This window comes from Janibacter alkaliphilus (assembly GCF_013408565.1).
Lineage (GTDB): Bacteria > Actinomycetota > Actinomycetes > Actinomycetales > Dermatophilaceae > Janibacter > Janibacter alkaliphilus.
Window position 1 is genome coordinate 1,900,474 of the sequence record NZ_JACBZX010000001.1, and the last position, 23,948, is coordinate 1,924,421.

Consider the following 23,948-nt stretch of genomic DNA (forward strand, 5'->3'; position numbering starts at 1 on the left):
GTAGATGGGTGGGCCTGGCGACGCCCGTCGGGTCGCTGTGCGCCCGCTGCGAAGGGGGCCGACCGCCCCGCGGGGGGCGGGGTCAGTCCTGGGTGTAGCGCACCGAGGAGCGACGCACCTCGGTGTAGCTGCCGTCGCCGCCGTAGGTGGTGATCGAGCGCATGATCGTCGTGCGCAGGTGCGCCGGGGCGGGTCCCTCCTGGCAGGAGCGGTGCACCAGCTGCTTGACCAGCAGGTCCACGTCGTGCTCCTCCAGGCAGGGCCCGCAGGTCTGCAGGTGCGCGGCGATCTGCTCGGCGTCGGCGCGGGTGAGCTCGCCGTCGACGTACTGCATCATCCGGTAGAGCGCCTGCGAGCACTCCATGTGGCTCTGCGCGTCGTGCGGGTCGGTCTCGCGGGGGCTCATCGGGTGCCCTCCTCGTCGCCCACGGACATCCCGCGGTCACGGGCGTAGTCGGTGAGTTTCTCCCGCAGCAGCCGCCGGCCGCGGTGCAGCCGCGACATCACGGTGCCGATCGGCGTCCCCATGATCTCGGCGATCTCCTTGTAGGCGAAGCCCTCGACGTCGGCGAGGTAGACCGCCATCCGGAAGTCCTCGGGCAGCTCCTGCAGCGCCCGCTTCACCTCGTTGTCCGGCATCCGGTCGATCGCCTCGACCTCGGCCGAGCGCAGCCCGGTCGAGGAGTGCGACTCGGCCTGGTGCAGCTGGTAGTCCTCCACCTCGGGGGAGTCGGACTGCTTCGGCTCGCGCTGCTTCTTGCGGTAGCTGTTGATGTAGGAGTTGGTGAGGATCCGGTACATCCACGCCCGGAAGTTGGTGCCCGGCTTGTACTGGTGGAAGGCGGCGTAGGCCTTCGCGTACGTCTCCTGGACCAGGTCCTCGGCATCGGTGGGGTTGCGGGTGTTGCGCAGCGCCGCCGCGTAGAGCTGGTCGAGCAGGGGCATCGCCTCGCGCTCGAAGCGGGCGTTGCGCTCCTGCGGGGTCTCGGTCTCGAGGTCGACCGTCGCGTCGGCGGCGGCCTGCGCCTCGAGGGCGTCGGTGGTGGAGTCAGACATCGCGCTCCACCCTAGCGGGGTGGTGGTGCGGTCTCCGGCGTGCAGCACGAGCACGAGCGGCCTCCTGGGGTCTCGGTGGTCACCGAGGTGCAACCGGTCTCGTCACGGCGGCATTCCCGGGGCGTCGTTCCCGTGGCGAGGCGCGGCACGAGGTCTCCGGCCGGTACGGCACCGGCCCCCTGCCCGAAGGGGGTAGGGGGCCGGTGACGATCGTTGTCGCTCGTCAGGCGTTGGGGCGCTTGCCGTGGTTGGCGTTGTTGCCCTTGCGCGAGCGGCGCTTGCGACCACGCTTGCTCATCTGTGCCTCCTCGGTCCGGTGGGCCCCCTCGGCCGGTCACGACCCCGGGGGCGGGTCACGCGGGCAGATTGTCGCACATCAGGGCGTGACGGTGGCGTCTCGACCATTGGGATGCTGTCCGCGTGCTGGCATCATGTGTGGTGCCCGTCATACGCCACGGCGGGCAGAACGCAGACCCCCTGCGCACCACGGAAGGCAGCCGCCATGAAGCGTTCCCTGTCCATGCTCGCCATCTCCCTCGCCGTCGTCGCCACCAGCATCGCCGGGTCCGGCGCCTCCACCGCGCGGTCCATCGGGTACGACTGGGCCGGTCCGGCGGCCGTGGTCAGCCGCTGACGGCCTCCACCGAGGCCCCGGCCCCCGCGGCGGGCACGCCGCGGGGTGTCGTGCTGTACGTCGGTGCCGTCGCGCTGCTGGGCGCGGCGGCACTGACGGCTGCGTTCGTCGCCTCCGGACCGCCGCAGCAGACGACCTGGCTGGCCTGGCTCGTGGTGATGACCCTGCTCGTCTCCGTCGGGCCGCCTCAGGTGGTGGGTCGGATCCAGCTCTTCAGCTCCGGGCTCTTCACCATCGCCGCGGTGCCCCTGGTCGGTCCGGTGGGCACGGCGATCGTCAGCGTCGTCCCGGTGCTCGCCGCCCGCAACGAGCCGATCAAGCGGGTCTACAACACCTCCATCCGCATCCTGTACGGCCTGGCCGGCGGCGCCGCCTACGCCCTCGCCGGTGGGGTCACCCTCGGCACGACCCCGCTGCCGGACGCGGCCGTGCTGGCCCTGGCCGGGCGGATGGCGCTGGCCGCGGTCGTCATCGCCACCGTCAACATCGTCATGCTCGCCGGCATCGTCCGGGTCACCAGCGGGGCCAGCCTCCGAGCCGTCGTGCCCGACCTCGGTCGGACGATCGTCCCGGGCTACAGCGCCTACCTCGTCGCCGCCTTCCTGCTCACCGTGCTGTGGGCGCCGGTGGGGCTGGGGGCCTTCGCCGCCCTCATGGGGCTGCCCTGCCTGGCCGTGGCCCAGTGGGCGCTGCGCCAGTACGTCGCCGAGCACGAGACCCGGCAGAGCGTGCTGGCCGCGGTGCTCAACGCGCTCGACGTCCGCCTGCCGGGCACCCGCGAGCAGGGCGAGCAGGTGGCCAGGGTGGCCGAGCAGATGGCCCGGGTGCTCGGGCTCGCCCCGCGCGACGTCGAGACGCTGACCACCGCGGCGCGGCTGCGGGACATCGGCCTGCTCAGCCTGCCGATCGCCGAGCTCGACCCCGGGCGGCCGCTCGGCGCGCTCGACGGGCCGCTGCGCGAGCACCCCCGGGCAGCGCGTCAGGTGCTCGGCGAGCTGGGCTTCCTCGCCGATGCGCTGGACATCATCGAGGCGCACCACGAGCGGGTCGACGGCAGCGGCTACCCCCGCGGCCTGCGGGACGCGCAGATCCCGATGGGCAGCCGGGTCCTGGCCGTGGCCGACGCCTACGTCAACCTCGTCCTGCCGATCGGCGCGCACCCGGCGCTGACCCCGGAGGCGGCGGTGGCGGCGTGCCTGGACGCCCACGGGCATCTCGACCCCGCCGTCGTCCGGGCGCTGCAGGTGGCCCTCGAGCGGGGGATGCCGCCGCTCGCCGGCGCCGAGACCGCCGGGTCCGCCGGGTCCGCCGGGCGCGCGGCGGTCCCCGGAGCGGCCGTGGACCACGCGCACCCCGACTCGCCCCGGACGGTGCCGCGATGAGCCCCACGGCGGGCGCCGCGCCCCGCACCGCTGCCGGCCTCCTCGTCTTCGTCCTGGCCTCCCTCGTCGGCACCGGCGCGGTGGTGACCGCGTCCCCGGGCGCGGTGCTGCTCGCGCCCACCGTGCCGCTGGCGTTCCTGCTCATCGTCGTCGGCGAGCAGCTCACCGTGCGCGTCTCCGGGCGGCTCATCGCCCCGGTGACGACCGCGGCGGCGCTCGGGCTCGTGCTCAGCCCGATCGCCCGCGACGGGGAGATGCTCACCACCTCGACGGTGGTCGCCCTGGTGTGGGTGGCCATGCTCGTCGGCGCGCTGCTCGCCAAGGTCCGGGGCGGTCCGGTCGTCGAGGGATCGATGGCGGCGCGCTTCCTCGGCCTGGCCACCACCGCCGTGCTGGCGCACGCGGTGCCCTTCGGCGGCTCGACCATCGTCGACCCCGGCTTCGCCCAGGACCGGCACCGGATCGGCACCGCCGTGGCGCTGCTCGCGGTGGCCGCCACCGGTGGCCTGGTGGAGCGGCTGCTGGAGGCGGTGACCGCCTGGTGGGACGAGCGGCAGCCCTGGCGGGCGGTGCTGGCCGCCGAGAGCGGGGTGGTCGCGGCGCTGAGCGTCGCGACGATCTCCTCGGGGCCGCTCATCGCCATGGCCTACCTGGAGATCGGGTGGCTCGGGCTGCCGCTCTTCCTGCTGCCGATCGGCGCGGTGCTCTACACCGTCCGCCGGGTGGCCGCCATCCGGCTGGCCCAGAGCCAGGCCCTCGAGGCGCTCTCCCGGCTCGGCGAGACGGCCGGGGTGAGCCCGCCCGGGCACACCCACCGGGTCGCCCAGATCTCGACCCGGGTGGCCCGCGAGCTGCAGCTCGACGAGGCCGCGGTGCGCCGGGTGCGCCGGGCCGCGCTGCTGCACGACGTCGGTCTGCTCGGCCTGCCGGGCGAGCCCCTGGGCGGGACGGTGGCGACCCTGCCCGATGAGGACGAGCAACGGGTGGCCGCCGCGGAGCAGCGCATCCTGCGCGAGTCCGGGGTGCTCGGCGACGTCGTGCCGATCGTCGAGCAGGTGCGCACCCCCTTCCGCCGCTACCGCGAGCTGGGGGAGGCGATCCCGCTGGCCTCCCGGATCGTCCGGGTGGCCAGCGCCTGGGACGACGTGACCGAGGGCGCGACCTCGCCGCGCGCCCGCGAGGTGGCCCTGGAGCGGATGCACCTCGGCCTCGGCTACGAGTACGACCCCGAGGTGGTCGACGCGCTGGCCGCCACGCTCGCCTCTCGGCGCTGAGCCGGGAGGCGTCGACCCGTCCCGGCCGGGTCGGTCCCCTGGGCATGGCGAGACATGACGAAGGGGGTGCCTGCCGAGCCGGCGGGCACCCCCTTCGTCGGACCTGCGAGGCGGTCAGCCCTGCTTGGTCTCCTTGAAGATCTTGTCGATCTCGTCGATCTTGGCCAGCAGCTCGTCCGCCTGCTCGGCGTCGAACTCACCCTTGGTGCCGGAGGCGCCGGCCAGCTTGGTGGCCTCGTTGATCAGGGTGTGCAGCTGCGGGTACTTCTCGAAGTGCGGCGGCTTGAAGTAGTCGGTCCACAGCACCCACAGGTGCTCCTTGACCAGCTGGCTGCGCTGCTCCTTGATGAGCACCGCACGGGTCCGGAAGTCGGGGTCGTCGTTGTCGGCGACCTTGGCGATGATCGCCTTGACCGACTCGGCCTCGATCCGGGCCTGTGCCGGGTCGTACACACCGCAGGGGAGGTCGCAGTGGGCGCTGACCTCGTCGATATGGAAAAGCTCGCGAAGACGCATGTGTCGTTCCTTCCTGAACGGTGTCCGTGGGGTCGGGTACCAACCTACGCGCCCGGCTCATCGGCGCGAACACCCCTGGCTCAGGTGCGATCCCGTCGCATCAGCACCACGGCGACGAGGGCCGAGCGGGGCAGCGAGCCGATCGACCACGAGTCGACGCCCTCGCGGGGGTTGTCCCGCTCGATCCACAGCCGCTCGGGGGCCTGCGGGTCGGGTCCGGCCAGGCGCTTGACCGCTCGCGGGCGCGACCGCCCGTCGGCGTCCGGGGGCAGGTCGACCAGCACGACGTCCCCCGGCCGTGCGCGTCGCCCGTAGAGCACCACCAGCAGCTGCCCGTCCCGCAGGGTCGGCTCCATCGAGCGACCACGGACCCGGACCAGCCCGGGGCGGATCACCGCGGCGCCCTCGCCCGGTCGACCGCCGCGCTCAGCGCCGCACCGTCGCGGTCCAGGAGCTCCACGCGGTCCCGGTGGAGTACCCGCTGCGGCGGGCGACGACCTTCACCCGGATGCGGTGGCCGACGTCGGAGGAGCCGACCACGTAGGAACGGCCGGTCGCCCCGGGGATGGCGGCGCCGTCCCGGTACCAGCGGTAGGCGTAGCTCGTCGGGCTGGGGGTCCACGCCCCGACCCGGGCGAAGAGGGTCCGCCCCGGCGAGGTGCCGCCGATGACGTAGGGGCGGGTGGTGTCGTGCATCGGCACGCCCACCCGGCTGCTGACCTTGGTGGCGTCCGCGTAGCCGTCCCGGTGGACCGTGACCGCCATCGACAGGTAGCGCCCGGCGTCCTTGGTGGTCGGGGTGTAGGTGCGCGCGGTCGCGCCGGAGATCCGGATGCCGTTGCGCTTCCACTGGTAGCTGACCCGGCTCGGGGAGGGGCTCCAGGAGCCGGCGTCGGCGGTCAGCGTCCGGCCGACCGCGCGGGAGCCGGTGATACGCGGGTCGCTGGACCGGCTGAACGAGGACAGCGAGTCGCGGACCTCGATCCGGACCGTCGCCATCTCGCTGCTCGTGGACTCGGTGGTGACCCGGACGGCGCCGTCGTAGCTGCGCAGCGACGACCCGGCCCGCAGCACCGGGTCACGGTCGCCGGCCCCGCCGGACCCGGTCGGCGTGGGGTCCAGCAGCACGGTCTCGCCGGTGCTCGGGTTGACCCGCAGCACCCGCACCCCGGTCCGCTGACCCCAGCTGTTGTAGCGGTCCGCGCCGGCCGCGGTGCGGTACTCGACGTAGTAGGTGACCCCGGTCAGCGGGTTGCGCACCCGGGCGACGCGCTGACCGGTGTGCCCGGCCAGCGGGCGCAGCCGGACCGTGGTGGTGCCGGTGCCGACCGTCTTCGCCGCCCACGAGCCGAGCATCCCGGTCCGCAGCGCCTGGGGGGCCGACAGCAGCGGGCTCGGGGTGCTCGTGTCGTCGATGCCCATGATGTCCTGGCCGTCGCCGTAGGCGTGCTGACGGCACCCCGAGCGCCACAGCCGGCTTGAGGAGTGGGCGGCGTCGCTGACCGATCCGCAGACCAGGCTGTCGGCGTGCTCCAGGGACATGTTGTGCCCGACCTCGTGGGCGAGCGCGTCGGCGATCGAGCCGCTGGTGTAGAGGTAGCCGGCGGCGGTCACCTCGTCGCCGATCGAGCCCAGGCCGTGGTCGCAGCCGGCGCTGCGCGGCAGGACGAGCGCGAGCGAGGTGTTGCCGCGCGGGGTGTAGCCGACCCGGTCGGCGGCGTCGTCCCACATCTGCCAGTACTGGTCGCAGCGGTAGGCCGAGGTGTAGGAGCTGCCCACCTTCTCCACCGTGACCCCGATGGCGCCCTGCGAGCTCTCCTGCCAGAAGTCGTCGGCTCCGGCAGCCTGGCTGCGCATCGCCGCCGCGGAGGCGTAGCTGCCGCCCGCCCCCTTCGGTCGCACGCTGATCATGGTCAGGCGGCGGGGAGAGTCGGCGGTCGTGGCGCCCGCGGAGGCTACGCTCTCGTCGGTGCTGACCACCTCGTCCACCGCCAGCGCCGACCCGGTCGGAGCCAGGGCGCTGTCCACGGTGGCCGCGCCGAGATCGGAGGAGGCGTCCGGCGGGGTCGCCGACCGGGCGTCCCCGAGGTCGCCGTCGTCGAGGCGGTGGGTCTCGACCTGACCCTGGCCGTCGGTCACCCGCAGCGCCTGCCCGTCGTCGGCCGCGTCCTGGACCTCGGTCGGCACGGTGACGTCCACGGTGACCTGGCTGCCTGGTGCCACCTCGGCCACCGGGTCGGCGGCGATCGGGACCAGCCGGTCGCCGACCCGCACCGCCGCCTGCACCGGGACGCCGGGCTCGGCGGCGGTCTTGAGGAGCTCGCCGTCCAGGCGGACCCGTGGCTCGTGCGGCCCGCCGGGCACGGAGGGTGCCGCCGGGGCGGAGCCAGCGGTGGGCCCGGCGGCCCCGGCTGGCGCAGCGGCCACGGCCGGCGTCGCGGTGGAGGCTCCGGCCGGGGCGGCAGCCGAGATCGTCAGGGCGGTCAGGGTGACCAGGGTCGGCATCAGCGCGCGGTGGGACATAGCGGCTCTCGCAGTCGAGGGCAGGTGCGGACCCGACGAGCGGGCCGCTGCGAGGATACGCCCGCGACCACCCGGAGCGCCTGCTGCGACACCCCCGGTGGTAGCCGTGACGGACGGGTCGCGGGCGGGGGCGCCCGCTGTGCCATGATGACCAGCGGTCCCACCCGGCCCCCTCCGCGCGACCGCCACCCCCGGCCAGCGCCGCCCCACGAGCCCATGACGGCACCCGGCAAGCCCGGACGGAAAGTGAGTCCCTGATCGTGTCGCAGCCCGAGCAGACCACCACCTTCGACCTGGACGCGGCCGCGTTCCGGGCGCACGAGGGCGGCAAGCTCGAGGTACGAGCCACCAAGCCGCTGCGTGACCGGGACGACCTCTCCCTGCTCTACACCCCCGGGGTGGCCGACGTCTGCCTGGCGATCGCGGAGGACCCGTCGCTGTCGCGGCGCTTCACCGCCCGCAACAACACCGTCGCGGTGGTCTCCGACGGCACCGCGGTGCTGGGCCTGGGCGACATCGGCCCGCTCGGCGCGATGCCGGTCATGGAGGGCAAGGCGGTGCTCTTCAAGCACTTCGGCGGGGTCGACGCCATCCCGGTGACGCTGGAGTCCGGTTCGGTCGACGAGCTCGTCGAGGCCGTGGTCCGGCTGGCGCCGAGCTTCGGCGGGATCAACCTCGAGGACATCTCGGCACCGCGCTGCTTCGACATCGAGCGGCGGCTGCGCGAGCGGCTGGACATCCCGGTCTTCCACGACGACCAGCACGGCACGGCGATCGTCGTGCTCGCCGGCCTGATCAACGCCTGCCGGGTCCTGGACCGGCCGATGTCCTCGCTGACCGTCGCGGTCAGCGGCGCCGGCGCGGCCGGGGTCGCGGTCACCCAGCTGCTGCAGCTGGCCGGGGTCACCGACATCGTGGTCTGCGACTCGCGCGGGGTCATCGAGCCCGGCCGGGCCGACCTGGTGGCCCACAAGCAGCAGCTCGCCGACACCACCAACCCGCGCGGGCTGCGCGGCAGCCTGGGCGACGCGCTCGTCGGCGCCGACGTCTACGTCGGGGTCTCCGGGGGCACCGTGCCCGAGGAGCAGGTGGCCACGATGGCCCCCGACCCGATCATCTTCGCCCTGGCCAACCCCAACCCCGAGGTGCACCCCGACGTCGCGCACCGCTACGCCTCGATCGTCGCGACCGGCCGCAGCGACTACCCCAACCAGATCAACAACGTGCTCGCCTTCCCGGGGATCTTCCGGGGTGCGCTGGACGCCGGTGGGGTGCAGATCAGCGAGGAGATGAAGCTGGCCGCGGCCCGCGCCATCGCCGACCTGGTGGAGGAGCCGAGCGCGGACCTCATCGTGCCGCCGGTCTTCCAGGAGGGCGTCGCCGAGGCGGTGGCCGCCGCAGTCGCCGCGCACGCCAGCTGAGCCGCTGCCGCCGCCCCACCCGTCACCCCACCGGCTGCCCACGCCCCACCCGCCACCCCTTTATGGGGTTACCCGATAAAGGCTCGCTCACCCCGGAAGGCTTCTCGGGTGAGCGAGAGGTTCTCGCGGGTGGGGTGGCGATCGGCAGGGCGAAGGGGGTGGTGCGGCCGTCCCCCTTCGCGGCCGGTCAGCTCGGGCTCGTGACTGAGCACAGATGGTTGCCTCGGGTCGGCCCGAGGCGACCAGATGCGCTCACTCAGGTGCGGCCTGCGCGTTCCACCCCGGTCTCGGGTCAGGCGTAGATCTCGGCGAGCCGCTGTCGCTGCACCTGCGGGTTCATCTCCCGCAGCAGGTCGCGTGCCCCCTGCAGCGCGCGCTCCCGCACCGCTCCGCCGGCCAGCACCTCGAGCACCCGGTCGGCCGCCGCCGCCGGGTCGGCGACGGTGAGCAGGCCGGTCCCGGCGAAGGCGGGGATCTCCCGCGCCAGCACCGGGGCGTCGCACCAGGCCGCGTCGAGCACGCTGATCGGGAAGCCCTCGTAGGCGGCGCTGTGCAGGTACACCCCGGCCGCGGTCAGCTCGGCGACCAGCGCGTCGGCCGGCAGCCACCCGGAGACCGACACCCCGGCCCGCTCGAGCCGGGCGGTCAGCTCGGGGTCGTCGGCGCTGCCCAGCCAGCGCACCTCGACCGCGGGGTCACGCTCCCGCAGCCGCTCGGCCGTCTCGGCGAGCCAGCCGGGGTCCTTCTGCGGGCTGACCCGCCCGGACATCACCACCCGTCGGCGGCGCGGGCCGTCCGGCTGCGGCGCACGCACCCCGGGGGAGGCCAGGCTGGGCACGTTGGGCAGTACGGTGCGCCCGGCGCCGGGGGAGAGTCGGGCCGCCAGCCGAGCCTCCTGCTCGGAGAGGACGACCACCCGGTCGGTGCGTCCGCCCAGCGCCCGTTCGACCGCGGCGACGGCGGTCCGGGCGGCCCGCGGCAGCCGGGGGTCGAGCAGCTTGTAGGCGTGCGGCTGGTAGACCACGGGCGCACCGGCCGGGACCGCCCGGGCGTAGACCCCGGCCCGGCTGGAGTGCGCGTGCACGATGTCGGCGCCGGTGGCCCGGACCGCGGCCCGCACCGCCCGCAGCCGCGCCAGGCTCGACCCGGGCAGCGCGGTGGTGCTGGCGAAGCCCTTGCCGGCGGGGTCGTCCTCGCCGGCCCACAGCAGGTGGTGCTCGTGCTCCGGGCTGAGCCCGACGATGGTGTCCACCGCCCGGCCGACGCCGGTGCTGTAGCAGTCGGTGACGTGCAGGACGCGACGCATCAGGCCCTCGGGGCGTAGCCGACGACCGAGTGCGCCAGCCGGCGGGCGGCGGGCGCGGCGGAGAGCGCCTGCCGGGCGGCCGGGTAGGCGCGCCGCAGCTTGAGGTCGAAGCTGCGCAGGGTGTCGGTGGTGTTGACGTCGACCCGCGGGAGCGCGTGCCGGCCGTGCCCGTCGTAGGTGGCGAAGGCGGCCTCGAAGCCGGCGGTGCGCACCGCCTCCCGGGCCCGGGAGTCGTGGTGCCCGAAGGGGTAGGCGAAGGTCCGCGGGTGCTCGCCGCTGATCCGGAAGATCTCGGTCCGGGCCGCCGTGGTGGCCTGGGCCAGCGCCGGGTCGGCCATGCCGCGCATCGAGTCGTGCACCCAGCTGTGGCAGCCGAGGTCGATCCCGTGACCCGGCAGCGCCCGCATCTGGGCGTCGTCCATGAGCTGCTTGGCCGGCGACTCGCCGGGCCCGGGCACGTGCCCGGACAGGCCGGGGGAGACGTAGCACAGCGCCGGCATCCCACGACGCTGCAGCACCGGGGCGGCGTCCTCGAGCACCGAGACGTATCCGTCGTCGAAGGTGATGAGCACCGGCCGAGCCGGGCCGGGCCCGCCGTCGAGCATGTCGAGGTAGGTCGCCTCGTCCACCGCGGTGAACCCTCGCCGCTGCAGGTGGTCCATCTGGGCGGCGAAGGCGGCCACCGGGACGAAGTTGTTCGGCGGGTCGAGCGCGGCCGGGACGGTGCCCAGGCCGTGGTACATGAGGACCAGGGTGCGGTGCCGGCGCCTCATCGGGCGCTCCGGCGCAGCAGCCACAGCCCGACCGCGCAGACCAGCACGACCGCGTAGCCCGCGGCGAGGTACAGCGGCCGGGACGGGGTGGTCGTGGTGTGGTCCGGGCTCGGCTCGGAGAGCTGGACGACGGCCACCTGGGGGTCGTCCTCGGCGCGGTCGGCGGCCAGGTCGACGAGCCGGTCGGCCAGCCGGCTGGCCTGCCCGGCGTCGTCGGCGGTCGCCGAGATCCGCACCGTGGTCGAGTCCGGGTCCACCTCGGCCGTGGCGCCGGCGTCCTCACCGAGCCCGAGCTCGGCGACCGCCGCCTCCACCTGGGTGTCCGCGGCCAGCGCCACCGCGTACTGCTGGGCGATCAGGCGCAGCTCGTCGGAGCTGGTGGGCACCTGCTCCTGGGAGACCCCTTCGCTGCGGAGGCCGACCACGGCGTCCGCCTGCTGCTGGGTGGGCAGCTGGGCGACACCCACGGTCACCGCAACCGCGCCGAGCACGGCGAGGATCGCGGGCAGCAGCCACGCCCGCCGCCGCCTCGGCGCTCGTGCACCGCCGGCGCTGTCGGCGCTGTCGGCGTCCGGGACACCGGCGTCCGGGTCGTCCCCGGAGACCCCGCGCGGGCGCGAGCGCTCTTCCTCGGGGAGGTGGCTCTGGCGGCGCTCGGCGCCCTCCAGGCTCCCCGTGCGCTCGGCGCTCGCCACGCTCTGGTCGCTCCCGGTGCGCTCGGCGCGCGGCTGGTCTGGCCGGGGCTCCGCGTCGGCGGGCGTCCCCGAGGTGCGGCCGGTCTCGGCCGGTGCCTCGGTGGCGCGGTCCGCGCGGTTGGGCAGGATCTTCATGTCCGTCCTTTCGACTGACGTGCTTCTCGACCGGGTGACGACCGGCAGCGTCCCGGACGCTGCGTCGCGGACCCGGCTCAGGGGCAGGGCGGCGACCGCCCCGGCCAGCAGCCAGGTGGTCGCGGTGATGATCGGGTTGCGCCAGGGGAAGTCGATGACCCCCTGGACGCCGGCGCCGCACAGCGCCGCCGTCGCGCCGGCCGCCACCCACCGGGCGCCGGCCTGCTCCCAGCCCGGGCCGCGCCCGGAGGCACCGAGCAGGACCAGGCGGAGCAGCACGGCGAGCAGGGCGAGCAGCACGACGAGGCCGAGCGCGCCGGTCTCGGCGAGCACCGTGAGCGGGAGGTTGTGCGCGTGCAGCGGAGGCTCGGCGACCAGCGGCGAGTCCGGCCCGGAGCCGATCTGCTCGAGGCCGCCCGGACCGACGCCGATGATCGGCGAGGCCGCGGCGGCGGACGCCGCCATCGCCCAGATGAGCGGCCGGTGGTCGTCGGGGGAGGCGCTGGGGTCGCTCAGCGAGCTGATCCGCTCGATGAGCACCCCGCCCGGTCCGTCGGCGCCGAGCAGCATGAGGCCGGCGAGCACGAGCACCACCGCGCCGACGCCCCCGGCCACCGGGCCGCGGGCCGGCGGCAGCAGCAGGACGAGCACCAGCAGACCGGCCACCGCGCCCACCCAGGAGCCGCGGGAGAGGCTGAGCGCCAGGGCGCAGAGCACCGGCACGGCGGCCACCAGCAGGACCGCGCGCCAGCCCGTCCGCCGGGCCGTGCTGGCCGCGGCGAGCAGCAGCGGCAGCCCGAGCATGGTGTAGGCGCCCAGCTCGTTGGGCTGGGCGAAGGGGCCCTGCAGCCGGCCGCTGACCACCGCCCCGCCGGAGCTGCTGGAGAGCTCGCCGAGACCGGTGAGGGACTGCGCGCTGACGGCGACCAGCGAGACGAGCACCGCCGAGAGCACCACACGACGCTCCGGAGGTCCGAGGTGCACCAGGGCCGCGGCCGTGCCCCAGCCGAGCATGCTCGCCCCGGTGAGCACCAGCGAGCGGGCCGGGTCGACCGCTGTGGGCAACGAGATCACCTGTGCCAGCGGGATGCCGGCCGCGACCGCGAGCAGCGGCGGCAGCGGCTGGCGCCGGGTGTCGAGCACCAGCAGCAGCCACAGCACGACGACCGCGAGGCTCAGCGGCAGCACCAGGCCGGGTGCCCACGGTGCGACCACGGCGAGCACGACGAGAGCGCCGGTGACCAGCGGGGTCAGCGGGCTCGGGGGCGTCGTGCCCGGCGTCGGTGACGGATCCGCGGCGCCGGTCCGTCGGGGCGAGGTGTCGGGCGGCGACCCGGTCGGGGCCAGGGTGCTCATGCCGGCTCCTTGACCATGACGCCGCGCACCATCCGGTAGGTGCCGGGGTCGAGGTGCCGGGTGGCCAGCACCCAGGCGGCGACGTAGGCCAGCCCGCCGAGCACCAGCCCGACGATCGTCGGCAGCGGCAGCAGCATCACCCCGGCGGCGACCACGGAGGCGCCGGCGGACAGGACGAGGTTGCGGCGCACCCGGGTGTGCGGGAAGCGTCGCCGCAGCGCGACCAGCAGCACGGTGGCCTGGACCAGGTACGAGACGGTGGTCGCGGCGGCGGCGGCCGGCGCCCCCCAGACCGGGATGAGCGCCAGGTCGATGGCCAGGTTGGCCACCAGGGCCAGGCTGCTGGCCAGCAGCACCGCCGGGTCGGGCCGCAGCGAGAGCAGGGCGCTGAGGCTCACCTGGGCGATGCCGAAGAAGAGCGGCGCTAGCGCCAGCCAGGCGATGATCGCCACCGACCCGAACTCGTCCCCGAAGAGCAGGCCGACGAGCTCGTCGCCGCGGGTGAGCAGCACCGCCGCGTACGGCAGGTAGATGGCGCTGACGATGATGAGCGCCCCCGAGACGGCCCGGTTGCGGTCCGGGGAGCCGGCGCTGCTGTCGGACAGCGCCGGCAGCAGCACCCGGGCCACCGACCAGCTGATGAAGAGGACGGTCTCCAGGAGGCGGTAGGCGGCGGTGTAGTGACCCACCGCGACGGTGCCGGCGAGCCAGCCCAGCAGCACGACGTCGATGCGGAAGAGGGCCATCGAGACGAGGTCGTTCAGTCCGGTCACCCGGATCGCGCTGACGAAGTCAGCGGTGTGCTCCCGGGTGACCAGCCCGGGTCGGGGCCGGACGTCCGCCTGGCGACGCGCGGTGCCGGCCATCAGGACCACCCCGGTGAGCGAGGCGGCGCAGTAGGCGGCAGCCGCCCCGGCGACCCCGGTCCCCAGGTGCAGGGCGAGCACGACCAGCCCCAGCGCGAGGAAGCGCTGCACGACCAGCACCACCGCGGGTCCGGACTGCACGTGCCGGACGCTGGCGGCCGAGCGGAAGGCCTCGATGACCGTGTCCGCGCAGGCCGCGACGACCAGCGCCAGGCTGGGCGCCCAGCGTCCTGGCTCGTCCAGGGTCAGCCGCAGCACCAGCGCCGCGCCGAGGACGACGACCAGGGTGAGCGCGAGCCGCATCGCCAGCAGCGACGACAACCGGGCCGACAGGCTGGTGGGCTCGCCGCCGGCGAGCTGGACCAGGCGCTGGTCCAGGCCCAGGGTGGTGACCGAGGACAGCAGCAGCCCCAGCCCGAGGGCGAAGGAGAAGGCGCCGAACTCGGACACGCCGACGACCCTCGCGAGCACTCCGAGCATCGCGAGGGTGGCCAGCTTGCCGAGGATCTCGCCCGCGCTGAGGGTCACCCCGGCGCGGGTCATCCGGCGGGCGTCCGTGGGGCTCACCCGGGCCGGCCGCCTGTGGTCGTCGGCGTCGTGCCGGCTCCCTCAGGCGCGCCCTGGCGCAGACCCACGGCGGCGCCGGCCACCTTCGCCCCGTCCCGCAGCACGGTGACCAGCGGGACCAGCGCGGTCACGGCCATCGGGTGCGGCCGGGACGCCGCCCGGCGCAGCGGCACCCACAGGTAGAGGGTGGCGCCGGCCGCGGCGAGGCCGCGCAGCCGCGGTCCGCCGGCCAGCAGCATGGCGCCGCCGGCGCCGTAGGCCAGCGCCCGGGCGCCGTCCCGGGCGAGCAGGCGGCGGTCGCCGGAGTGCCCGGAGCCGAGGCCGTACCGGTAGTACATCCGCAGTGTGCTGCGCAGGGTCGGCCGCTGCTCCCAGGTGACCAGGGCGTCGCTGACCAGGTGCGCGTCGTGGGTGCGGGCCACCGTCCGCCCGAAGGTGACGTCCTCGCCGGTAGCCAGGTGCTCGGGGAACCCCCCGGCCTCGCGCCAGGCCTCGGCGGTGACCGCCATCGACCGGCCGGTGGGCATCGTCGCGTCGAAGGACCGCCCGAAGAGCCGTCCGTGCAGCCGGGTGAGCGGGCTCGGGTGGGTCAGCTCGTCGACCATCGGGTAGCCGGTCACGGCCAGCGCCGACTGCAGCGCCGAGGTGCTGGTCACCGCGTAGACACCGGTGAGCAGGCCCGCCTGCGGGCGGTCGGCGCCCGCGGCGCGCAGCGCCGGCAGCCATCCGGGGTCGGGGTCGCAACCGACGTCGGTGCAGGCCAGCAGGTCGTGGCGGGCCTGGGCGATGCCGATGTTGCGACCCTGCGAGATCCCGGCGCCGTCGGTCTCGACGATCCGCACCCGCGGGTCCTGCGCCGCGTGGCGGTGGCCGGTCTTGAGCGTGCCGTCGCGGGACCCGCCGTCGACGACGACGATCTCGTCGTCGTCGCCCAGCTGCGGGCGCAGCGCGCGCAGCAGCTCGTCGAGGCCCTCGGCCTCGTCGAGGACGGTGGTGATCACCGAGACCGGTCGCTGCTCGGCGAGCCCGGCACCGGGCCGGCGGGCGACCTCGGCGAGGTGGCGCTCCAGGGCGTCCGTCCCGCTGTCCTGGTGCACCGAGGCCTCGTGGGCCAGCCCGTGGCTGCCCAGGTCTGCGCGCAGCTCCGGGTCCTCGAGCCGGACCAGCACCTCCGCCAGCGAAGCGGGGTCGCCGGGCCGCACCGGCAGCGCCGCCCGGCCGAGGTGGCCGTGCAGCGGTGGGGTGGAGACCACCGACGTGCCGCAGGCCATCGCCTCGTGCGCGGAGACGCCGTAAGCCTCGCCGCTGACGGCGGAGCCCGGGTCGTCGCGGGTGAGCACGGCCACCGCGTCGAAGGCGGTGAGCCGGGCGCGGATGTCCTCGACCGCGGCGTGCAGGTGGACCCGGTCGGCGACGCCCCGCTGCTGCGCGTACCGGGTCAGCCGGTCGGCCTCCTCCGGGTGCGCGGCGTCCGGCAGGGCGTAGACGTGCAGCTCCCAGCGGGGCGCGTCGGCCAGGGCGCCGATCGCGTCGTCGACACCCTTGTAGGGCACCAGGCGGGTGGCCATGGCGACCCGGTGGCGCTCGCCGTCCGCGGGCAGCCCGAGCTCGTGGCAGGCCTGCTCGCGAGGCAGGACCGTCTGCACGGGGGGCGGGCCGGCGACCACGGAGGTGTGGCCGCGGTCCTCGGTCAGCCGCTCGACGGCGCTGATGCTGCCGTCGGTGAGCCGGTCCAGCAGCCGCACCGGGCGACCGCTGAAGGAGTCGTCGTGGCGCACCCACGCCGAGCGGGTCGCCGACAGGTGGCCGGCGGCCGCCCCGACCAGGCCGGCCTTGACCCCGTGGCCGAGCACGAGGTCGGGGCGGCCGGCGCGCAGGTGGCGGGCCAGCCGCAGCACGGTGCCGGCGGCGCCCTTCGCCCGGCGGCCGGTGGGGATCACCGTCACCGGGACCCCGCGCTCGCGCCAGGCCTGCGCCGCCGGTCCCTCGGCGAGGGTGACCACGTCGACCTCGAGCCGGCTGCTGGCGGCGGCCAGCCGCTCCATCCAGATCTCGGCACCGCCACGGGTGGCCGAGGGCAGCACCGCGCACACCCGCAGCGCGCGAGGCGCCGGCGGCGTCGGGGGTGCCTGGGTGTCGGGGGTCGTCTCAGCGACCGTCTCGGCGTACAACGCTGATCACCGTCTTCATGAGGATCTTGGCGTCCGACCACAGCGACCAGGTGTCGATGTAGACGTTGTCCAGGTGGGCTCGGTCCTTGATCGAGGTGTCGCCGCGCAGCCCCTCCACGGCGGCGTAGCCGGTCAGCCCCGCCGGGGCACGGTGCCGGTCCTCGTAGCCGGGGTAGGCCTCGCGGTACTGGTCGACGAAGTGCGGGCGCTCCGGCCGGGGCCCGACGAGGCTCATGTCGCCGCGAAGCACGTTGACCAGCTGGGGCAGCTCGTCCAGCGAGGTGGCCCGGATGAACCGCCCGACCGGACCGATCCGGTCGTCGTGCGAGATGTTCCACGTGGTCGCGGACTCGGCGTCGTCGGCCGGGGTCAGCGAGGTGAACTTCAGCAGGGTGAAGGGGCGTCCGCCGCGGCCGATCCGCTCCTGGCGGAAGATCACGCCCGGGCCGATCTCCCAGCGCACCGCCAGGGCGGTGGCCAGCATGACCGGGGAGAGCACGAGCAGCGCCGCGAGCGAGAGCACCACGTCCGCGGCACGCTTGACCTGCCAGCCGGCGCCGCTGCGCTCGGCCGGGGCGACGGCCACCAGCGGGATGCCGGCGATCTGGTCGTGGGCCGCCGAGGCGGGCGCGCCGAGGCTGTAGCCGACCGGCACGGTGTAGACCTCCAGGCGCTGCTGCTCACGGCGGATGGTCCGGGCGAGCTGCCACTCCTCGATCCGGGGGAAGGCGAAGACGACGCAGGTGATCCGCTCCCGGGCGACCACGGCGGTGAAGTCGTCGAAGCCGCCGAGCACCGGCAGACCATCGGTGGTCGGCTGGGCCTGCTCGCCCAGCAGCCCGACCGGTTCGACGCCGTCGTGGGTCCGCTCGATCATCCGTCGACCGAGCTCGACGGCCTCCGGGCCGTCGCCGAGGATGAGCACCCGGGTGCGCCGCTCCGGGTGCCGGCGCACCGCCCGGCGACGCAGGGCGTAGGCGACGAACCGGCCCAGGACCATCGAGCTGAGCACCGCCAGCAGCAGCACCGGCGCCTGCGGCAGCCCGCTGAGGCCCGGTACCACGACGGTCATCTCGCCCGCGGCAATGCCGGCGACCGCGGCCAGCAGCAGGCGGGGGAGCTCGTCGAGGACGTTCTCGGTGAAGCGGGTCCGGTAGAGGCCGGTGGCGCGGTTGACGCACAGCACGCCGAGGGCGACGGCGAGCAACCCGACGAGGTCCTGCGGCATGAGCACGGCCAGGACCACCAGGCCCCACAGGTCCGCGGCCAGCAGCGGCAGCAGGCTGCCCCGACGCTGTCGCGCCGGCGGCGTCGACGGGGACGCCGGGCTCGGGGTGGGGCCCTCAACGGGTCGCGGCGGCTGCGGGTGTCGTCGGCTCAGCGGGGTGGCCATCCGGCGCCAGGCGGGGTGGTCGGTCCGGGTGGGCGGGTGTGCTCGGTCGGGCAGGCGCAGCCGGCGCCGGGTGGGTGCCGGCTGCGGGCGTACGGGGTCCGTGGTGGACGTCATGCGTGCTCCCCCCTCAGAAAGCAAGCGGTGTCTGCGTTCCCGACGGCGGTCAGCCGCGGGATCCTGCGTGACGGTGTCGACCGCTGGGGCCGAGCGGGCGGTCAGCCCGCGCGGACACCTCCTCCGGGCGTGGTCGACATGCTCCGGGACGTGTCACGACCTGGCGGTGACGCCCCCCACGAGGCGGTGCCTCGTGGTCGTGACGGTCCGGTGTAGGTCTGGGCGCGGCGCACCGCGCGGACCAGCTGCTGAGCGGCCGGCGAGGCGTCCCGGGTGTCCCGGAGCCGCTGCCGTGCCTGCTCGGCCCAGCGGCGGCCGCCCAGGTGCGCAGCCGCGAGCCGCGGGTGCGACCAGAGCTGCAGCCGCTGGGTGGGCAGCTCGTTGTTGCTCAGCCGCTGCTTGAGGCCGGTCCGGCCGCGGCCGAAGTCGACGCCGGTGATGGCGGGGTCGGCGTGCCAGCGCTGCAGGGCCCGGCCGAAGAGGACGTCGCTGGGGGAGTGCCCCTCGGCGCCGGGCCGCATCCGGTGGTCCAGCAGCCGCACCCGGTCGTGGTCGTGGGCGGCCAGCAGGTAGGCGAGCAGCTCACCGTCGTGGACCAGGCGCCACAGCTCCACCTGGCCGCGCCCGGCCAGGTCGGCCACCAGCTCGGTGTGGGCCCGGGCCCGTCGCGGGTCGGCGAACTCGTCGGCGCGGGACAGCGCGAGCTCCCGGGCCCGGCGCAGCCGCAGGGTCTCCGGCAGCGCGGCCCGCACCTCGTCCGGCTCCGCGAGCCGGTCCACCTGCCAGCGGGTGCCGGAGGCGTCCAGGGCCCGCTCGGCCCGGCGGGCGTTCTGCCGCGCCTTCTTGCGGGCCCAGGTGTGCTCGTCGCGCACCAGCGGCCAGTCGAGCTGGGGCGTCGGGTCGCCGGGCGTCAGCAGCGCGGTGCCGGTCCGCGCGTGCAGCGCGGCCGTCACCGGGTCGTCCACGGGCAGCTGCTCGAGGTCGACGTACCAGGCGCGATCGCGGCCCAGCCGGGCCAGCAGGGCCTCGGCCAGCGCCACGGCGGCGTCGGCGTCGACCGCGACCAGCCGCTGGTGATCCAGGTGGCCGTGCCCGGCCAGCCGCACCGTGCGCAGGTCGCCCAGCGGGGTGCGCCGTCGGCGCTCCTCGAGCAGCGCCGCCGCGCCCAGCCCGGCACCCGGCCGGTCCACGGTCAGCGGGCTCACGGCACGGCCGGCGGTGGCCGCCCAGGGCAGCAGCTCGCGGGCGTGGCTGCCCAGCGGGACACGGGCGTGCTCGTGCAGCGCGAGGAGGTGCTCGCGCGGGTCGGCGGGGTCGCCGGCACGCACTCCTGCCCGGGAGCCGAGGGTGGGCGTGGTGGGTGCCGGGGCGGTGCCCGCGGTCACAGCGCCCGCACGCCGTCGGGCGCGCTGGCGTCGATGGTGAAGGAGGGCTGCGGGCCGGCGACCTCGGGCCGCGGCCGCACCTTGCGGGCCACCCGGCTCAGGGTGATCTTGCCGGCCGTGCCGAGGCCGTGCTCGGCCTCGCTGGGCCGCTGACGACCCAGGGTGTGCCGGGCGAAGTGGTTGCCGGCGACGACCTGCTCGCGCCGGGTGGAGGCGGCGGTGCGGTGCTCGGTGGAGAGCGAGACGTTCAGGCCCTCGACGTTGACCACCCGGTGCGGCGAGTTCTGCGGCCACCAGGCCACCTGCCCGGGGGTGAGCTCCATCGACGAGGCGTGCTCGTCGAGCTCGACCCGGTAGGGCAGCTGCTCGTCGCTGGCTCCGGCGACGACCTCCTCGAGGTGCTGCGGGCTGACGAAGCGGGGACCGCGGGGGTAGACCCACACCCGCTTGGTGCCGCGCATCTGCCACAGGGCGTTCGGCTGGTTGTCGGCGTGGTAGTAGACCTGCGCCGTCGGCGAGGAGATGAGCAGGGTCGCCTTGACCGAGAGCGGCCGGAAGCCCGGCACCAGCTCGGCGATCTCCTCGTAGAGCTCGCGGGTCAGCCGACCGATGGTCTCGTCGTGCTGGCCGACCCCGACGACGTTGAGCCACAGCCGGCCGCCGGCGACGATGTCGAGCAGCTCGGCACCGGGCAGGTCGGTCAGCGCGCCGCGCTGCCACTCGTCGGTACGGGTCGGGTCGGTGCCCATGGTGTAGGGCTGGACGATCGAGCGCGGCACCCGGTCCAGCAGCGCCGCGAGCGCCGAGTCCGACCAGGCCTGGTCCTCGTGCAGCCGGTGGGCCGCCCGGTGCGGCCCGTCCCCCCAGCTGTCGATGTCGTCGAAGGTCCACTGCGTGCGTGCAGCAGTCATCACTGTTCGAATACCCCCGGAATCTGGTGTGCCAGGACGAGGGTGATCGTCCGGCGTGATCCGATCGTGACATATGAGGTGGGGCCTTGTCGCGTCGAGCGCGGGTCGTGACGAGGCTCTCGCCCGGCAGGACGGGCCAGGCTCGGCGTGTCGCGAGCCGCCCTCGACGGCCGCATGGCGAACGCGAAGTTTGCTCACCCATAACAGGTGGTTATGCTGGCGGCGTTCCGCACCCCATCCTGAGGAAGCCGCTCGTGACCCTAGCGACCCCGCTCGAGACGCGTCCGCAGACGCATCTCGACCAGCTCGAGAACGAGTCGATCCACATCATCCGTGAGGTCGCCGCAGAGTTCGAGCGGCCGGTGCTGATGTTCTCCGGCGGCAAGGACTCGATCGTCATGCTTCGCCTGGCGGAGAAGGCGTTCCACCCCGCGCGCATCCCCTTCCCGGTGCTCCAGGTGGACACCGGCTACGACTTCCCCGAGGTGCTGTCCACGCGGGACGCGTGGGTCGAGCGGCTCGGGGTGCGCCTGCACGTGGCCTCGGTCGAGCAGGCGATCGCGGACGGGGTCGTCGTCGACGACGGGCACACCCCGCGCAACCGGCTGCAGATCGGCACCCTGCTGCACGCCATCGAGTCCGAGGGGTACACCGCGGCCTTCGGCGGCGGGCGCCGCGACGAGGACAAGGCGCGCGCCAAGGAGCGGGTGTACTCCCACCGCGACGACTTCGGCCAGTGGGACCCCAAGAACCAGCGCCCGGAGCTGTGGAGCCTCTACAACGGGCGCATCCACGAGGGCGAGCACATGCGGGTCTTCCCGCTGAGCAACTGGACCGAGCTGGACATCTGGCAGTACATCGGCCGCGAGCAGATCGAGATCCCGTCGATCTACTACGCGCACACCCGCCGGGTCTTCGAGCGCGACGGGATGCTGCTCAGCGAGAGCCCGTACAACCCCCTTCGCGACGGGGAGCGGGCCGAGGAGCGCACGGTGCGCTTCCGCACCGTCGGTGACCTCACGCTCACCGGGTGCGTGGAGTCCACGGCGGCCACGGTCGCCGAGATCGTCGACGAGGTGGCCACCGCGACGCTCACCGAGCGTGGCGCCACCCGCGGGGACGACCGCTTCAGCGAGGCCGCCATGGAGGACCGCAAGAAGGAGGGGTACTTCTGATGACCCTGCTCACCGACACCCCGCCGGTCACCGACGCGGCCGCCACCCAGCCGCACGGGCTGCTGCGCTTCGCCACCGCCGGCTCGGTCGACGACGGCAAGTCCACGCTCATCGGCCGGCTGCTGCTGGACTCCAAGGCGATCATGGCCGACCAGCTGGAGGCGGTCGAGACCACCTCCCAGGCCAAGGGCTACGACTACACCGACCTGGCCCTCTTCACCGACGGGCTGCGCAGCGAGCGCGAGCAGGGCATCACGATCGACGTGGCCTACCGCTACTTCGCCACCCCGGCGCGCAAGTTCATCATCGCCGACACCCCGGGCCACGTGCAGTACACCCGGAACATGGTCACCGGCGCCTCCACCGCCGACCTCGGACTGGTGCTCGTCGACGCCCGCGAGGGGCTGACCGAGCAGTCCCGTCGGCACGCCGTGCTGCTGTCCATGCTGCAGGTGCCGCACGTCGCCGTGGCGGTGAACAAGATGGACCTCGTCGACTACTCGCAGGACGTCTTCGAGCGGATCCAGGCGGACTTCCTCGAGTTCTGCGCCGGCCTGCACGTGCCCCGCCCGGTGGTCGTGCCGATCTCGGCGCTGGTGGGGGACAACGTCGTCGAGCCCAGCGCGCGGATGCCGTGGTACGCCGGGCCGACGCTGCTGCACCACCTGGAGACGGTGCCGGTCGAGGCCGAGCAGCCGGACGGGCCGGGGCGGCTGCCGGTGCAGTACGTCATCCGGCCGAAGTCGGACGCCTACCACGACTACCGCGGCTACGCCGGGCAGGTGGCCGGCGGGGTGCTGCGCCCGGGCGACCCGGTGGTCGTCCTCCCCTCCGGCCGGCGCAGCCACGTCGCCGGGATCGACCGCTTCGAGGGCGAGGTGCCCCAGGCCGGCGAGGGGGAGTCGGTGACCCTGCGGCTCACCGACGACGTCGACGTCGCCCGGGGCGACATGATCGTCGCCGCGCAGGGCGCCCCGCAGCCGGTCAAGGAGCTGGAGGCGACGATCTGCTGGATGGCCGAGGCGCCGCTGCGCCCCCGGCAGAAGCTGGCGATCAAGCACACCACCCGCACCGCCCGGGCGATGGTCACCCGGGTGGACCACCGGGTCGACACCAACACCCTGCACCGGGACAGCTCGGCCGAGGAGCTGGGCCTGAACGAGATCGGTCTCGTCGCGCTGAAGCTGACCCAGCCGCTGGTGGTCGAGCCCTACGAGAGCAACCGGACCACCGGCTCCTTCATCCTCGTCGACGAGGCCACCGGGGCCACCGTGGGCGCGGGCATGGCCTGGCTGGGATCCGACGTCAGCGAGCAGGAGCTCTACGACATCTGAGCGCGGACGCGACGACATCTGAGCGCGAGACGCGACGACGTCTGAGCGCGAGACGCGACGACCTCTGAGCGCGCGCGGGTGGCGCCTCAGCCGAGGCGCATCCACTCGCTCCAGCCGTGGTGCAGCACCAGCCAGGCGAGCAGCCCGTAGCCGGCCTGGCCCGGGTGGGTGCCGTCCCGGCTGGTGGCCAGGTCGGAGGACCACTGCTCGTGGCCGGCCAGCGGGGTGCAGGTGTCGATGAAGGGCACGCCCCGGCGGTCGCACACGTCGCGCTGCGCCTCGGAGAGCTGGCGGACCTGCTCGTCGGTGGCCGGGTCGGCGCCCGGCGGGGGACCGACGACGAAGGTGGCGATGCCCCGGCTGGACGCCTCGTCCAGGATGTTCGCGAGGTTGAGCCGGTGCCGGGCCAGCGAGGTGCCGGCCTGCAGATCGGCGTGGCCCACCTGCACCACGAGACGACGCTCGGCCGCGTCGCCCCAGCGCGACGGCCCCTCGCTCTTCCACCGCTCGGCGACGTCCGCGGAGGTGGCCCCGCGGACGCCGAGGTTGTAGAAGGCGAGCGAGGCGTCGCCCAGCGGGGTGCGCCCGAGCACCCGGCCGACCCAGCCCTGCGCCTTGGGGTCGCCGATCCCGGCGACGAAGGAGTCGCCGACGAAGACCACGACGATGTCGCGCTGCCCGCCGTCCACCGCGAAGGACGCGCTGGGGGTGAAGTCGTTGCCGGCGGCGTCGGTGGTCGGGTGACCGCTCACGTGGTGCTCCTCGGGGTGTCGTCGATCTCGTCGTCCAGGTCGTCGTCCAGCCGCGCCAGCCAGGAGGCCAGCCGCTCGACCGCGGTCTCGTGCTCGGGGTGCAGGTCGACGAAGGTGCGCAGCTGGTCACCCACCCAGGCCAGGGAGACCTCTTCGTCCCCCCGGCGCTGCTCGAGCTCCTCGATGCCCCGGTCCGTGAAGTACATCGC

Annotated in this window: 22 protein-coding genes; 6 read left to right on the top strand and 16 right to left on the bottom strand. The window is 74.7% G+C overall.

Annotated features, from left to right (window positions below; genetic code table 11):
• Positions 1–82: 82 nt before the first annotated feature.
• The 3 genes from rsrA to BJY28_RS17045 form a co-directional block, all read right to left on the bottom strand.
• Positions 83–406 (bottom strand): mycothiol system anti-sigma-R factor, encoded by a 324-nt coding sequence (gene rsrA, locus BJY28_RS09275; protein WP_179462751.1) that lies wholly within the window; start codon positions 404–406, stop codon positions 83–85.
• The gene (locus BJY28_RS09280; protein WP_179462752.1) at positions 403–1,056 is read right to left on the bottom strand and encodes a sigma-70 family RNA polymerase sigma factor; all 654 of its coding nucleotides are present in this window, start codon (positions 1,054–1,056) and stop codon (positions 403–405) included. The genes rsrA and BJY28_RS09280 overlap by 4 nt, the downstream gene beginning before the upstream one ends.
• 223 nt (positions 1,057–1,279) lie before the next feature.
• Complete coding sequence (locus BJY28_RS17045) at positions 1,280–1,354, bottom strand: 50S ribosomal protein bL37 (RefSeq protein ID WP_425485723.1); 75 nt, start codon at positions 1,352–1,354, stop codon at positions 1,280–1,282.
• Between the two features lie 204 nt (positions 1,355–1,558).
• On the opposite strand from BJY28_RS17045, the gene BJY28_RS16625 reads away from it, so the two are divergent.
• The 3 genes from BJY28_RS16625 to BJY28_RS09290 are packed head-to-tail and all read left to right on the top strand — an operon-like array spanning position 1,559 to position 4,346.
• Positions 1,559–1,690 carry a hypothetical protein gene (locus BJY28_RS16625; protein ID WP_281366917.1) on the top strand — a complete coding sequence of 44 codons (132 nt, stop codon included), beginning with the start codon at positions 1,559–1,561 and terminating at the stop codon, positions 1,688–1,690.
• Between the two features lie 50 nt (positions 1,691–1,740).
• Positions 1,741–3,072: an HD domain-containing phosphohydrolase gene (locus tag BJY28_RS09285; protein WP_179462753.1), complete on the top strand. Its 1,332-nt coding sequence runs from the start codon at positions 1,741–1,743 to the stop codon at positions 3,070–3,072.
• The gene (locus BJY28_RS09290; protein WP_179462754.1) at positions 3,069–4,346 is read left to right on the top strand and encodes an HD-GYP domain-containing protein; all 1,278 of its coding nucleotides are present in this window, start codon (positions 3,069–3,071) and stop codon (positions 4,344–4,346) included. Before BJY28_RS09285 ends, BJY28_RS09290 begins: the two co-directional genes overlap by 4 nt.
• 114 nt (positions 4,347–4,460) lie before the next feature.
• Here the strand turns inward: BJY28_RS09290 and sodN are convergent, their stop codons facing one another.
• From sodN to BJY28_RS09305, 3 genes are all read right to left on the bottom strand, one after another.
• A complete protein-coding gene (gene sodN, locus BJY28_RS09295) occupies positions 4,461–4,862 on the bottom strand; it encodes a superoxide dismutase, Ni (RefSeq protein ID WP_179462755.1) in 402 nt (133 codons plus the stop codon).
• Between the two features lie 80 nt (positions 4,863–4,942).
• On the bottom strand, positions 4,943–5,257 hold the full coding sequence (locus BJY28_RS09300; protein ID WP_179462756.1) for a S24 family peptidase: 315 nt from the start codon (positions 5,255–5,257) through the stop codon (positions 4,943–4,945).
• A 31-nt stretch (positions 5,258–5,288) separates the two neighbouring features.
• A complete protein-coding gene (locus tag BJY28_RS09305; RefSeq protein WP_179462757.1) occupies positions 5,289–7,385 on the bottom strand; it encodes a hypothetical protein in 2,097 nt (698 codons plus the stop codon).
• Between the two features lie 260 nt (positions 7,386–7,645).
• Here BJY28_RS09305 and BJY28_RS09310 point away from each other — a divergent pair, with 260 nt between their 5' ends.
• On the top strand, positions 7,646–8,806 hold the full coding sequence (locus BJY28_RS09310) for a malic enzyme-like NAD(P)-binding protein (protein ID WP_179462758.1): 1,161 nt from the start codon (positions 7,646–7,648) through the stop codon (positions 8,804–8,806).
• Between the two features lie 292 nt (positions 8,807–9,098).
• Here the strand turns inward: BJY28_RS09310 and BJY28_RS09315 are convergent, their stop codons facing one another.
• The 8 genes from BJY28_RS09315 to BJY28_RS09350 form a co-directional block, all read right to left on the bottom strand.
• On the bottom strand, positions 9,099–10,112 hold the full coding sequence (locus BJY28_RS09315; RefSeq protein WP_179462759.1) for a glycosyltransferase family 4 protein: 1,014 nt from the start codon (positions 10,110–10,112) through the stop codon (positions 9,099–9,101).
• Positions 10,112–10,885, bottom strand: a complete 774-nt coding sequence (locus BJY28_RS09320; RefSeq protein WP_179462760.1) for a polysaccharide deacetylase family protein — start codon at positions 10,883–10,885, stop codon at positions 10,112–10,114. The genes BJY28_RS09315 and BJY28_RS09320 overlap by 1 nt, the downstream gene beginning before the upstream one ends.
• Positions 10,882–13,071 (bottom strand): O-antigen ligase family protein, encoded by a 2,190-nt coding sequence (locus BJY28_RS09325; protein ID WP_179462761.1) that lies wholly within the window; start codon positions 13,069–13,071, stop codon positions 10,882–10,884. The genes BJY28_RS09320 and BJY28_RS09325 overlap by 4 nt, the downstream gene beginning before the upstream one ends.
• Positions 13,068–14,504: an oligosaccharide flippase family protein gene (locus BJY28_RS09330; protein ID WP_179462762.1), complete on the bottom strand. Its 1,437-nt coding sequence runs from the start codon at positions 14,502–14,504 to the stop codon at positions 13,068–13,070. Before BJY28_RS09330 ends, BJY28_RS09325 begins: the two co-directional genes overlap by 4 nt.
• Positions 14,501–16,675: a glycosyltransferase gene (locus tag BJY28_RS09335; protein WP_179462763.1), complete on the bottom strand. Its 2,175-nt coding sequence runs from the start codon at positions 16,673–16,675 to the stop codon at positions 14,501–14,503. Before BJY28_RS09335 ends, BJY28_RS09330 begins: the two co-directional genes overlap by 4 nt.
• Positions 16,653–18,182, bottom strand: coding sequence for a sugar transferase (locus tag BJY28_RS09340; protein ID WP_179462764.1), 1,530 nt, complete (start codon positions 18,180–18,182; stop codon positions 16,653–16,655). The genes BJY28_RS09335 and BJY28_RS09340 overlap by 23 nt, the downstream gene beginning before the upstream one ends.
• Positions 18,183–18,283: 101 nt before the next feature.
• Complete coding sequence (locus BJY28_RS09345; RefSeq protein WP_179462765.1) at positions 18,284–19,567, bottom strand: GNAT family N-acetyltransferase; 1,284 nt, start codon at positions 19,565–19,567, stop codon at positions 18,284–18,286.
• A complete protein-coding gene (locus BJY28_RS09350) occupies positions 19,564–20,478 on the bottom strand; it encodes a hypothetical protein (RefSeq protein WP_179462766.1) in 915 nt (304 codons plus the stop codon). Before BJY28_RS09350 ends, BJY28_RS09345 begins: the two co-directional genes overlap by 4 nt.
• 254 nt (positions 20,479–20,732) lie before the next feature.
• Between BJY28_RS09350 and cysD the strand changes: the two genes are divergently transcribed.
• Both cysD and BJY28_RS09360 read left to right on the top strand, forming a co-directional pair.
• Positions 20,733–21,653, top strand: a complete 921-nt coding sequence (gene cysD / locus BJY28_RS09355; protein WP_179462767.1) for a sulfate adenylyltransferase subunit CysD — start codon at positions 20,733–20,735, stop codon at positions 21,651–21,653.
• On the top strand, positions 21,653–22,987 hold the full coding sequence (locus BJY28_RS09360; RefSeq protein ID WP_179462768.1) for a sulfate adenylyltransferase subunit 1: 1,335 nt from the start codon (positions 21,653–21,655) through the stop codon (positions 22,985–22,987). Before cysD ends, BJY28_RS09360 begins: the two co-directional genes overlap by 1 nt.
• An 86-nt stretch (positions 22,988–23,073) precedes the next feature.
• Here the strand turns inward: BJY28_RS09360 and BJY28_RS09365 are convergent, their stop codons facing one another.
• Both BJY28_RS09365 and BJY28_RS09370 read right to left on the bottom strand, forming a co-directional pair.
• Positions 23,074–23,739 carry a GDSL-type esterase/lipase family protein gene (locus BJY28_RS09365; RefSeq protein WP_179462769.1) on the bottom strand — a complete coding sequence of 222 codons (666 nt, stop codon included), beginning with the start codon at positions 23,737–23,739 and terminating at the stop codon, positions 23,074–23,076.
• Positions 23,736–23,945, bottom strand: coding sequence for a DUF6104 family protein (locus BJY28_RS09370; RefSeq protein WP_179462770.1), 210 nt, complete (start codon positions 23,943–23,945; stop codon positions 23,736–23,738). Before BJY28_RS09370 ends, BJY28_RS09365 begins: the two co-directional genes overlap by 4 nt.
• Between the last annotated feature and the right edge of the window lie 3 nt (positions 23,946–23,948).

Bases quoted from the DNA above. Each gene is read 5' to 3' on its own strand.
- rsrA (WP_179462751.1), bottom strand. From the start codon at position 406: ATGAGCCCCCGCGAGACCGACCCGCACGACGCGCAGAGCCACATGGAG.
- BJY28_RS09280 (WP_179462752.1), bottom strand. From the start codon at position 1,056: ATGTCTGACTCCACCACCGACGCCCTCGAGGCGCAGGCCGCCGCCGAC.
- BJY28_RS16625 (WP_281366917.1), top strand. From the start codon at position 1,559: ATGAAGCGTTCCCTGTCCATGCTCGCCATCTCCCTCGCCGTCGTCGCC.
- BJY28_RS09290 (WP_179462754.1), top strand. From the start codon at position 3,069: ATGAGCCCCACGGCGGGCGCCGCGCCCCGCACCGCTGCCGGCCTCCTC.
- sodN (WP_179462755.1), bottom strand. From the start codon at position 4,862: ATGCGTCTTCGCGAGCTTTTCCATATCGACGAGGTCAGCGCCCACTGC.
- BJY28_RS09305 (WP_179462757.1), bottom strand. From the start codon at position 7,385: ATGTCCCACCGCGCGCTGATGCCGACCCTGGTCACCCTGACCGCCCTG.
- BJY28_RS09315 (WP_179462759.1), bottom strand. From the start codon at position 10,112: ATGCGTCGCGTCCTGCACGTCACCGACTGCTACAGCACCGGCGTCGGC.
- BJY28_RS09320 (WP_179462760.1), bottom strand. From the start codon at position 10,885: ATGAGGCGCCGGCACCGCACCCTGGTCCTCATGTACCACGGCCTGGGC.
- BJY28_RS09325 (WP_179462761.1), bottom strand. From the start codon at position 13,071: ATGAGCACCCTGGCCCCGACCGGGTCGCCGCCCGACACCTCGCCCCGA.
- BJY28_RS09340 (WP_179462764.1), bottom strand. From the start codon at position 18,182: ATGACGTCCACCACGGACCCCGTACGCCCGCAGCCGGCACCCACCCGG.
- BJY28_RS09350 (WP_179462766.1), bottom strand. From the start codon at position 20,478: ATGACTGCTGCACGCACGCAGTGGACCTTCGACGACATCGACAGCTGG.
- BJY28_RS09360 (WP_179462768.1), top strand. From the start codon at position 21,653: ATGACCCTGCTCACCGACACCCCGCCGGTCACCGACGCGGCCGCCACC.
- BJY28_RS09370 (WP_179462770.1), bottom strand. From the start codon at position 23,945: ATGTACTTCACGGACCGGGGCATCGAGGAGCTCGAGCAGCGCCGGGGG.